6 protein-coding genes are annotated in these 11717 nt (G+C 41.1%); 5 read left to right on the top strand and 1 reads right to left on the bottom strand.

Annotated elements, in window-relative coordinates; translation table 11 throughout:
* The first annotated feature begins 4 nt into the window (after positions 1 to 4).
* From GO495_RS22080 to GO495_RS22100, 5 genes are all read left to right on the top strand, one after another.
* Positions 5 to 2560, top strand: coding sequence for a DUF5686 and carboxypeptidase-like regulatory domain-containing protein (locus GO495_RS22080; RefSeq protein ID WP_157301907.1), 2556 nt, complete (start codon positions 5 to 7; stop codon positions 2558 to 2560).
* Between the two features lie 13 nt (positions 2561 to 2573).
* Entirely contained in the window at positions 2574 to 3809 is a 1236-nt protein-coding gene (locus tag GO495_RS22085) for a DUF4833 domain-containing protein (RefSeq protein WP_157301908.1), read from the top strand.
* Positions 3810 to 3815: 6 nt separating this feature from the next.
* Positions 3816 to 4799, top strand: a complete 984-nt coding sequence (locus tag GO495_RS22090; RefSeq protein ID WP_240915298.1) for a phosphatase PAP2 family protein — start codon at positions 3816 to 3818, stop codon at positions 4797 to 4799.
* A gap of 646 nt (positions 4800 to 5445) precedes the next feature.
* Entirely contained in the window at positions 5446 to 8730 is a 3285-nt protein-coding gene (locus tag GO495_RS22095; RefSeq protein WP_157301909.1) for a SusC/RagA family TonB-linked outer membrane protein, read from the top strand.
* Between the two features lie 21 nt (positions 8731 to 8751).
* Entirely contained in the window at positions 8752 to 10431 is a 1680-nt protein-coding gene (locus GO495_RS22100) for a RagB/SusD family nutrient uptake outer membrane protein (protein WP_157301910.1), read from the top strand.
* A 63-nt stretch (positions 10432 to 10494) separates the two neighbouring features.
* Here the strand turns inward: GO495_RS22100 and GO495_RS22105 are convergent, their stop codons facing one another.
* Positions 10495 to 11676, bottom strand: coding sequence for a tetratricopeptide repeat protein (locus tag GO495_RS22105; protein WP_157301912.1), 1182 nt, complete (start codon positions 11674 to 11676; stop codon positions 10495 to 10497).
* Positions 11677 to 11717 lie beyond the last annotated feature (41 nt).

The raw sequence follows: 11717 nt of genomic DNA on the forward strand, positions 1-11717 counted from the left end.
ATAGATGAATGGAATTAAAAATATAATAACGGGAGTTGCTTTACTGATCGCTTTTGGCTTTAATATAGCATCTGCTCAAACCACTAAAGTGAAAGGACAGATAACCGACAGTAAAAACCTGTCACCTCTGCCTTTCGTGAATGTATTCATCCCGGGGACTTCCATTGGGACGGCTACAGACGCCAGTGGACATTTTGAGCTGCAGTTTGATGCTACCAGAGACAGTATACGTGTTGCATTTATGGGGTACAAGACCGTAGATAAACGCATCACCCGGGGGACGGAACAAACAATAAACTTCAGACTGGAAAGTACCAGTAAGACACTGAACGAGATTGTCGTAAGAAAGAAGAAGGAAAAATACCGCAATAAGGATAATCCGGCGGTGGAACTGATCCGCTTAGTGATAGATAACCGGGATAAGAACCGGATGACACACTACGATTACGCACAATATAATCAGTACGAGAAGATGGAATTTGCGCTGAGTAACCTGTCTTCCAAAGTACAGAATGGCCGTTTTACCAAAAAGTACAAGTTTATCTTTGATAACCAGGATACTACCAAAATGGAGGGTAAATCCCTCTTGCCTGTTTACCTGGAAGAGAAACTGGCAGACGTTTACTACAGAAAATCCCCCGAGAAAAAGAGAGTGATCGTGACCGCTGATAAAAAAGTGAATTTCGAGAATTACATCGATAATCAGGGGCTGAATGCCTACATGAGGCATATTTACCAGGATGTGGACATGTATGACAACAATATGATGTTGTTTACCAACCAGTTCCTGAGCCCTATCGCCAATGCCGGTCCAACTTTTTACAAATACTATATCGCGGATACGATCGCTACACCCGATGGACAAAAGCTGATAGAACTGGAGTTTTATCCCCGTAGTAAAACCGATCTCTTACTGGAAGGTAAAATGTATATCACGCTGGATGGCAACTATGCCGTACAGAAAGCGGATATGACTGCCAACAAAGATATTAACCTGAACTGGGTACGTGATTTCCATCTTTATCTTGACTTTGAAAAAACACCGGACGGCAGGTATTTCATGAACAGAAGTACCATGCGTGCGGATTTTGGCGTGTTTAAGGGACGTAGCGGTATTTATGGAGAACGCGTGGTTTCCATCAAAAACATGGAGATCAACAAACCCCAGCCGGAAGATTTTTACAAAGGGCCATCACTGGTAGAAGAAGATGAGAAGCTACAGAAACCCGACAGCTTCTGGGCAAATAACCGTCATGATACTTTATCTACCGCCGAATCCAAAGTATATAGTAATATCGACAGTCTGCAGCATATGAAATCGTTCAAAAGAACGATGGAAATAGCCACCTTGTTATTAGCAGGTTATAAGTCGGTAGGTCCTTTTGAAGTAGGCCCGGTAAATGCATTTTATAGCTTTAACCCGGTAGAAGGTTTCAGGTTGCGTTTCGGTGGAAGATCAACGCCTAAACTCAATAAGAGTTTCTACGTGGAAACGTATGCCGCTTATGGTTTTAAGGACAAACAATGGAAAGGCTACCTGGGAGCTACCTATGCTTTAAATCATAAATCGATTTACGAATTCCCTATCCGGTCTATCACTGTCAGCGCACAGCGTGAAACCAAAATACCCGGTCAGGAACTCCAGTTCATACAGGAAGATAACTTCCTCTTATCCTTTAAAAGAGGTAACAATGATAAATGGCTGTACAATGATATTTACATCGCGCATTATCTGAACGAGTATAATAATCACTTCTCTTTTGATGCCGGGTTTAAACACTGGACTCAAACACCTGCCGGTGAGCTGAAGTATTTTAAAAATACGGACCCTATCACATCAGATGGCAGGAACCCTATCAAAACAGCCGAGTTCTCACTGGAATTACGCTGGGCGCCTCATGAGCAGTTTTACCAGGGTAAAGTTTACCGTATCCCTATCGCCAATAAGTATCCTATCTTTACACTCAGGGGTATTGCAGGGGTGAAAGGCATAGCAGGAAGCGGTTACAACTATCAGAATATCTCCCTGAACATTTATAAGATGGCGTATCTGTCTCAGTTGGGATATAGTGAGATCGTACTGGAAGGTGGGTATATATTTGGTAAGCTGCCTTATCCGCTGCTGACCGTACACCGTGCTAACCAGTCATATGCTTACCAGCTGGAGTCATATAACTTAATGAACTTCCTGGAGTTTGTGAGTGACAGGTATGCGAGTATTAATATTGATCATAACTTTAACGGTTTTATCTTTAACAAAATTCCGCTGTTCAAGAGGCTGAAGTTCAGAGAAGTGGCAGCAGTCAAGGTCTTATATGGTGGGCTCCGTCCTGAAAACAATCCAAATAAAGATCCTTCACTGATCCAGTTCTCAAAGGATAACACCACCAACGTACCGGTTACTTATACACTGGGTCAGCGGCCTTATATAGAAGGTAGTATAGGTATTGCCAATATATTTAAGCTTTTGAGGGTAGACCTCGTAAGGCGTTTTACGTACCTGGACAATCCCGGAGTATCCAAATACGGAGTAAGGGCACGTTTCAGATTTGATTTTTAAACAGTAACTGAGCATGAACAAGCAATGGAGGGATAAATTACAACAGTTGATTTATCTGGTGATCAACCCGATAGTAAAAGGGTTGATTAAAATGGGACTTACTCCCAATGCTGTCACCCTTATAGGTTTCGCATTAAATATAGGTGTAGTGATCATATTCGTATCAGGAGTAGAGGAAGGACATCGCGGAGATTTATCTTATGTAGGCTGGGCAGGCGCATTAACACTGTTTGCCGGTTTATTTGATATGCTGGACGGGCAGGTTGCCCGCCTGGGTAATATGGGTTCCCGTTTTGGAGCCCTGTTCGATTCCGTACTGGACCGCTACAGCGAAATGGTATTATTCTTTGGTATCTGTTATTACCTGATAGGACATCACTACTTCCTGAGTTCCATATTTGCCTTTATAGCGCTGATCGGTTCTATGATGGTAAGTTATACCAGGGCACGTGCAGAAGGGTTGGGAATAGAGTGTAAAGGAGGTTTAATGCAGCGTCCGGAGAGGGTAGTGATCATCTCTGTATCGGCAATTGCCTGTGGTATTACGTCGCATTACATCGGCGGGGATTACAAACTGTTCGTACCAGGTATCCCTTTCCATATATTCGAGACGATCTCCATCTTCACTATCCCGCTGTTCGTGATGGCTGTCATGACCAACATCACTGCTATAGGGCGCCTGATGGATGCTAAAAAAGCATTGTCTGCAGGGCTGGTTTTATTGGCATTACCGCTGATGACTTTTGCAGGAGATGGTAAAGATACAGGCAAGCATGTTGGAGATCCGGTATTCCCTGTTCCCAGTAACATACCGCATATGTTATTTTATATGCAGCGTACGCCTAATATCAATACCATTATCTACGATCTGAACATACAAAAGGATGGTACACTGGATACAGATGAACCGGTGAGCGTTTACTGGATGAGATATGCAGATGGCGGAGAGAAAAAGGACCTTAACTACATACAGCGCAAATTTGCTTATGGTATCAAAGTGAAATCTCTGGGCAATGATAAGTATTCATTACATTCTGTTGCTTATGCAAAGAAAGAGATGTTCCTGATGAAATCTCCCACGGGCGATTATCATGTGTATGCAAAGATCGGCAATACAATGGCCATCCTTAACCGTATTTATTTGCAGATCGAAGGAGGGACTTTCTGGTTCCCGAATGTTGTATACATAGAGTTGAAAGGCATTGATCCTGCCAGTGGAAAAGAGATAAAGGAGCAAATTAAGCCATAAGAGAGCATGATGATTCAGCGTGATAGTCCTGCGGGTATTAAAGATGCAAACAGCATGACAAGCAAGGGACGTTTCGATATTAAAACACTACTGTTTACTACAACTATAAGTATTGCCTACCTGTTGCTATCAGCCTGGCTGGTTGGCTTCAAAACCGACCAGTTATGGCTTGTGGTTATTTTTAATGCCTGTTATTATTTCTCCTGGCATACCCGTCATCTGATCACAGGATTCTCTATTTTCATCGTATACTGGGTCCTGTTCGATTACATGAAAGCCTTCCCTAATTACCTGTATAATACTGTGCATATTAAGGACCTTTACGAAGCAGAAAAATCTCTTTTCGGAGTAGTTGTAAATGGCGTAAAAGTAACACCCAACGAATACTGGTTATCACATTCGCAATCCTGGATAGATATCATGTCCGGGATATTTTATTTATGCTGGGTACCGGTGCCGCTGATTTTTGCTGCTTATCTTTTCTATAACGACAGAGAGGCATTCATCCACTTTTCAGCTACCTTCTTACTGGTAAATCTTGTGGGCTTTGTGATTTATTATATCTACCCGGCCGCACCACCCTGGTATGTACAGCTACATGGGTTTGATTTCATTGCGCACACGCCTGGTAATCCGGCAGGATTAACAAGGTTTGATCAGCATATGAACGCGAATATATTCACTGCGCTTTATTCCAAAAGTTCCAATGTATTTGCGGCGATGCCATCCCTGCATTCTGCTTATCCGCTGGTGGTATTATACTATTCCAGACATCATATGAAAGTGGCTTTCCAGGCTTTGTTTGCGGTGATTGCCGTGGGTATCTGGTTCTCTGCGGTGTATAACAGTCATCATTATGTACTGGATGTTGCAGCGGGTATTATCTGTGCTGCTGCTACTATCATTTTTTACAGAAGAGTATTAATGCATACTACATGGTATAAAAAAGGGGTAGCAAAGTTTTTTGTCCTGGTGAATACTATCAGGTAGCCTATCCTGAAGTAAGTAGCGTCCCTGCCCTGTAAACTTATTCCTTCACGAATATTTAACCTGAATTACTATTATATTATATTTAAATATATATTAGTTATTTCCATTGTTTCTGTTAAAATATTGGTAATAATTAAAAAAAATCTCTAAATTAGAGTCAACTAGATAAATACAACCAAAATCGAAATATTAGCTTTATTGTGATAAAAACTTGCGTATAGCATTGTAAGTGAACGATTTGGAATTGCTTTTCTGCAATTTCTTTAAATGTTCAGGTTTCCAATTTATTTTTCTTGATCTGTTGTTTGTTAAAGTCAAATGATAATTCACTTGTCATAAGAATGCCTTGTATAATATGCCTATAGGGAAACTTATGTTCAGTGTATTATGAAGCCTTAATTCCACGCTTATTATTACCATTAATCTATTTTTTATCGTAGCCGACCTGAATGAAAATTCAGCTATCAGAGAGGGAAAGGTATGTGCAATATGTACTATTAAAAGGCTGTGTCTTATAGTGCGATAAGCAGTTTTATTTATGTGAACAATGAATAATACGCTGAACTGACTGGATTTTCGCGAAATCTGTCAGCAGGCTTCCTTATGCAGGATTATTCCGGGTAATAATAACTTTTAAAACAGAATTATGAAAATTAAGCGTTTATTATGCTTTATGGCATTGCTATGCCATGCAGTTACCAGTCCCTTGCTGGCCCAAAATACATCAAAGATTACCGGGACCGTTTTCGATGAAACGGGTGCTGCAGTTCCGGGTGCAACTATTCAGATCAAAGGAGGAGGAGGCGCTACAATTGCTGATGGTAACGGCGCTTTTAGTATTAATGTCTCAAAGGCACGTACGCTTATTTTCAGGGCAATTGGATATGAAACCCAGGAAGTAATAGTGAATGGTTCCGTAATCAATGTTAAACTTGGTATAGATAAAAAAATGCTGTCGGAAGTGGTGGTAACAGGTGTTGGTACTGCTACCAGCAAAAGAAAACTCGGTATTGCAGTTGAATCAGTTACGGCGGAAAAATTAGTGAATGGTTCTTCTACCTCTGTCGATCAGGCCCTGATCGGTAAAATTCCCGGGGCTCAGATATCTTCTATCAGTGGAAATCCCGGAGATCCTGTAAATATTTTACTGAGAGGGGTTAATACAGTGCAGAATGGTACGAAACCATTGATCATGCTGGATGGTGTGCAACTTTCAGCTACAGATCTCAATTCTCTGGACCTGAGCAATGTGGATAGAATAGAAGTGGTACAGGGGGCTGCATCAGCGTCTCTGTATGGAGCACAGGGGGCCAATGGGGTGATGCAGATCTTCACAAAAAAAGGTAAGCTGGGACCAGTCGCTATTAATTTTTCCAGTAGTTATACCGCAAATAGTTATCTCAACAATGGTAATGTGCAAAAAGCTAAACTGCATCCTTATTTAACAGATGCAAATAATAATATTGTAGATGCGTCGGGTAATATTTTAAGTTATGATAATGTAGGGTCCATTGAGGGTATATCTTATACTTATGGTGGTGCTACACGTTATGCTATACTTGATCCCAATAACATTGCTAATAAATCCTATAATGCCAACCTGAAATATTATGACCACTTCAAACAGGTATTTCAGACGGGTAGTTCTGTGAATAACAACATTAATATTTCAGGAGCAAGCGAAAAAAGTGATTTCGATATATCTGTTGCCAATAATCATACAGTCAGCCCCGTTATGCATAACGGATACGTTGACCGTTCCAATTTAACGACCAATCTGGGTACACAGATATTCAAGGGTTTTAAGCTCAGATCAATAACGCAGGTGATATATACCAAGAATACGCTTGTACCCGGACTAGGTGGTGCCGGAGGCTATTTATATGGTAAAGGTAATACTGCGGGTAATGTCGGTAGTGTCTTTGGGTTTTTAAATACTTCTCCTTTCTTTGATCTGAAGAGTAAACTGGCAGATGGAAATTCACCTGCATATCAGACCGCGGACTTTCTGAGTATCAATGCATTTAACCCTTATTACGTGAAACAATACGCTTCCGGGTTGGATAACAAGGTTGATATCGTTCAGAGTTTCAATGCCAATTATGAAGTGAACCATTTCCTGGAACTGGATGCGAAATATGGCATTAACTACAGAACAGAAGGCAGCACATGGACCTATCTTAACCAGACGCAAAATACAAATGCAACTTATTACGACACATGGTCTGGTAATTTTGCCGCCAATCGTACCGGTGAGATAGATAAATGGAATTACACTACCATTTTCCAGAACTTCCTGGCCAGTGCATACTTTAAAACCGATTTCAAAAAGGATTTCAATATAAATGTACCTATTCAGACCAGCACACAGGTTTCGTTCGACTACAGAAAAAATAAATACAAGGAAAATGATGTGTATGGTTTAGGTCTGCCGCTTACATCCCCTATCAATTTATCTTCTGCTTCAGAAGTACATGTTGCTCCAACTTCGACCGTTACAAATACTAACGGGAATTATGAAGAGACTTTTGTTACTTATGGTTACGTGGTCAACCAGAAAATTGATTTTGGGGATTATGGTGGTTTAGCAGGAGGTTTCAGAAGTGATTGGTCTTCGGCTTTTGGCAGTGGTGCTGCCCCTTTTACTTTCCCGCACGCATATGGGTATATCCTGCCTTCTTCTTTTAACTTCTGGGGAGATAAGTTAGAAGGTAAAATACCCTATTTTAAACTAAGAGCGGCCTATGGGGAGGCTGGAATTCAACCTGGTCCATTTGACAGATATCCAACTTTAAACCAGAGTACTATTGGTTCTTCACTTGTATATTCAGTGCCGACAACAACACAGAACGCGGCTCTGCAGGTAGAGGTTTCCAAAGAACTGGAGGCTGGTACGGATTTCACAATTAATATAGGAAAGGGGGCATGGTTAAGTGCGGTTAACGGATCGTTTACTTACTGGAAACGTAAGAGTGAAAATGTTATTTATACAGTGAGTTCCAAGCTTTCTTCTGGTTCTACGGGGATCCTTAATAATGCAATAAATATGTCTTCCAGAGGTATCCAGTTCCAGATAGACCTGCCTGTGTATCATGATAAGGACTTTACATGGAACTTCACGACCAATTTCGGTCGTCAGACCTCTACGATCGATAAGATTAACGGAGGGTCAGATATTATCCTGACATCTTCAGCAGGTAGCACTGCACTGGTATTAACTGCGGGACAAAAAATCGGGCAGCTGTACGGATATAAAGCTTTAACAAGCACGAATGCTACCTATAAAGATGGTACGAGATATATTTCGGACGCGGACGCAGGAAAATATCAGGTTGTGAATGGTTACCTTGTAGATACAGCTACCAGAGGGATTCAGTTTAGTTCTGAGACCTATGCGTTCGGGGACCCTAATCCTAAGTTCAATACCTCATTTATTAATGCATTTACCTATAAAGATTTCCTTACGTTCTCATTCCAGTTTGATTGGGTATATGGAAGCCATTTATACAATCAGACAAAAGAGTGGATGTACCGCGATGGTATTAGCGGAGATTTTTCCAAACCTGTAACGATTAACGGCACTACAGCTGCCTATACTGCTTATTACGGCAGTGCATACTCCGGCCTGTGGGGAAGCCTGCATGGACCAGGAAACAATGCAACTAAAGATTATTTTTATGAAGATGCTTCTTTCTTAAGGCTAAGAAACATTTCTCTTGGATTTGACTTTGCCAAAGTGATGAAAATTAAATACTTCAAAAAACTGCAACTGGTATTAACAGGAAGAAATCTCCTTACCGTAACCAAGTATACAGGGTTTGACCCCGAAGTTAGCTCGGGTGCCGTGAACTCTTCTTTCGACAGAGGCGTAGATCATAGTACATTGCCGAATTCAAAATCGTATATGATTGGTTTAAATGTTGGATTCTAATTTTTATTTAAAAAGAAAATCATGAATAATTATAAATATGCTTTAGTACTTTTTAGTGGAATACTTTTACTGAGTACAATTGCCTGTAAGAAAGAACTGAATGTAGGGAACCCTAATCTCCCTACAGTGTCGAGTAACGTGAATACTGAATCCGGCATTATATCACTGTCAATTGGTGCCGTGTATGTGAACGGGTTTCATAATGGGGATGACTGGCTTGGAAACAGCTATTTCTCATTACCCTATGGCTACAGCGAATTATTGGGAGATGTTGTGGGAGCAGAGGCTGCTAACCAGTTAATAAGTACGATTAGTATTCCGGAATATTACATCCTGGATGATAATACCAAAGTACCTACTTCGGTATCTAACATTTCCCAGCTTAGGACTAATAATACCAGGGCCCAGACAGGGGCCGGAAATAACGCCTCTTATTACCAGTGGCTGAATATGTATGCTCTTAACGGTGCCTGCAATACTGTATTAAGCCTGGTTGACAATATCAGTTTTTCCGGAGATGCAACTACCAAAGCCAATACTATCAAAGCGTGGTGCTACTGGTGGAAGGGATATGCCTATGCTTCTATCGGATCAATGTATTATTCAGGTCTGATCATCAACGATGCCGGCGGAGCCAGCAATAAATATCTGATAAAGGATTCAATCATTGCTGAATCGAATACATATTTGAATAAGGCTGCTGATTTACTAAAGACAGGCATTACCAGTACCTCGGATTATAGTACCGTTTTAGGAGAGCTGATTCCTTCTTTTTGCCAGGTAGGAAATGGTGGTGTTCTTACAACAACTATGTGGATCAGGAATATCAATACAATGCTGGCGAGGAATATCCTGGTGAATAAACTGGCTCCTTTTATAAATGGCAATCCGGATGCAACCATTACAAAGTCGTCCACCACTGTAATGACTACAGCTGATTGGAACAGCGTATTGACACTTGTCACAAATGGGATACAGCAGGGAGATTATGTTTTTACCGGAAGAAGTGCTGCTGCCAATGGATTCCTTTCCGCTTCAGGGGGATCAGTTGCTGCATTAACCACAAATGTTAACACCTCTTCAACCTTCAAATTAAGTGAACGGTTTATGCAGAACTTTAAAACCGGCGACAAGCGCGTCACCAACAATTTTGATACTACTACTACCTACAAGGATGTTTATACCTTTGGTACACGCTATAGTATAATAGATGGTGGTAAGGGAACAAATGGTGTATATGTTTATGGAAGTAAAACGGTAGGAGCATATGAAGTCTTCATTGGCGGAAGTTATGAAGAAAATGCATTGATGCTGGCAGAAGCTAATATAAGATTAGGTAATACAGATGTGGGACTGGCTTATATAGATGCAGTAAGAACATATTTAGGTGCTGGCGTTGCCGCTGTTTCAGGAACAGGCTTAACAAAGGTTGCGGCTCTTACTGAGCTGGTAAAGGAAAGAAGAGTGGCGCTTGTTTTCAGAGGATTATCTTTTTATGATAGCAGGAGATGGGGCTGGACTTATGATATAAGTAACGGAGGTGGTAGCTATGGAAATAACCTGCTCACTTCTGCCAGTGTTCTGAATAAGAATGTTACAATTAACTATAATTTCATGGATTACTGGGATATACCTGCTGATGAAGTAGAATTAAACCCTGCTTCTGCTGAAAGTGCAGCTACAAAAAATCCAAATTATTGATTGACTTCAGAAGGGGGACATGTTGAGAGCGCGGGTCGGGCAATGTCCTGACCTGCTTCGCTTTTACAGGTTATCGATACTACGGAGTAATCCATCTACCTCATTCCCATATTTACCTTTAAAGCCGTACAACTGTGCTTTCAGCAACATTTCCTTTGCAGCAGGAATATTCCGTTCCTGTAAATAGAGCAGGGCGAAATTCCTGTAGGCATATGCGTTCCCTTTGTTCATCTCCAGCGCTTCCCTGAACAGCTCCCTTGCCTGTGAAAAATATCCGAGCCGCATTAATACATACCCTTTGTTACTATATGCATTGGAGTGCTGGTCATCAATTGCAATAGCCTGATCGAACAACGTAATAGCCCTGTCATACTGCTGCAGATCAATCAGTACGAATGCTACATCATTCAGTAATTCGGGAGAGGATGGATTGACAGATAAAGCACGCAGGTACAATTCTATTGCACGGTTCTTGTCGCCGGTCTGACTATAACAATTTCCCAGTTGTGAAAGCACGCCTATATGCTGTGGATGCTTCTGTAATACTTTCTCATAAAAAGGGACCGCTTTTTCAAAATGGCGGTCTGCTGCCCATGCTACTCCCATCAACCACAATCCTTCTGTATGTGTTGGGTCCAGTTGCAGGATATACCTGCAAAGCCTTCTGCAACTCTTCCTGTCGTAGTATTGGAGGAAATCCCTTGCTTCCGCGAGATGCTTTTTCGCCAGCGTTATCCTTTCTCTGGCTTTATAGAACCAGCGTATATATGGGAAGTTACGGGAAGACTTTATCCGTGGACTTCTGAATGGTACCTGTAATTTCTCACCTCTTGATGCTTCTAACCGTAACAGATATGTGCTAAAGGTGATCCCTAAAGTTTCCAGTTTTACCCGGCAAAGATTATCAATACTCAGGAGGGAAAGCATAATATGGGAGGGCTGCAGGTATTCATCTTTCAGTTTCTTCTGATAATATGCTGCATTTTTCAACATCCGTTCCGCTTCCAGTGTAATAGGGATGGACGTAAGAATATTAAAAAAGGTATTTCTTTCCCAGTCCAGTGCCTGTAACCAGGTGATGATCCTTTCCTTTTCAGGATCTTCAATTTCAAGGGTGTTGGTAAAAGAATCCAGTAACCCAAGCAGGATCATCTGGCTATCTATGTAAAAGAGTTCTTTTTCCAGGGAGAATTGCCTGGCATAGGATAACGCGTTTTTTATTTCATTGGACGGGTCGAAAAGCATTAATATTCAATATACAGCAAAATTATAATATTATTGTTATA

Origin of the sequence: Chitinophaga oryziterrae (assembly GCF_009758125.1) — a bacterium.
Classification (GTDB): domain Bacteria; phylum Bacteroidota; class Bacteroidia; order Chitinophagales; family Chitinophagaceae; genus Chitinophaga; species Chitinophaga oryziterrae.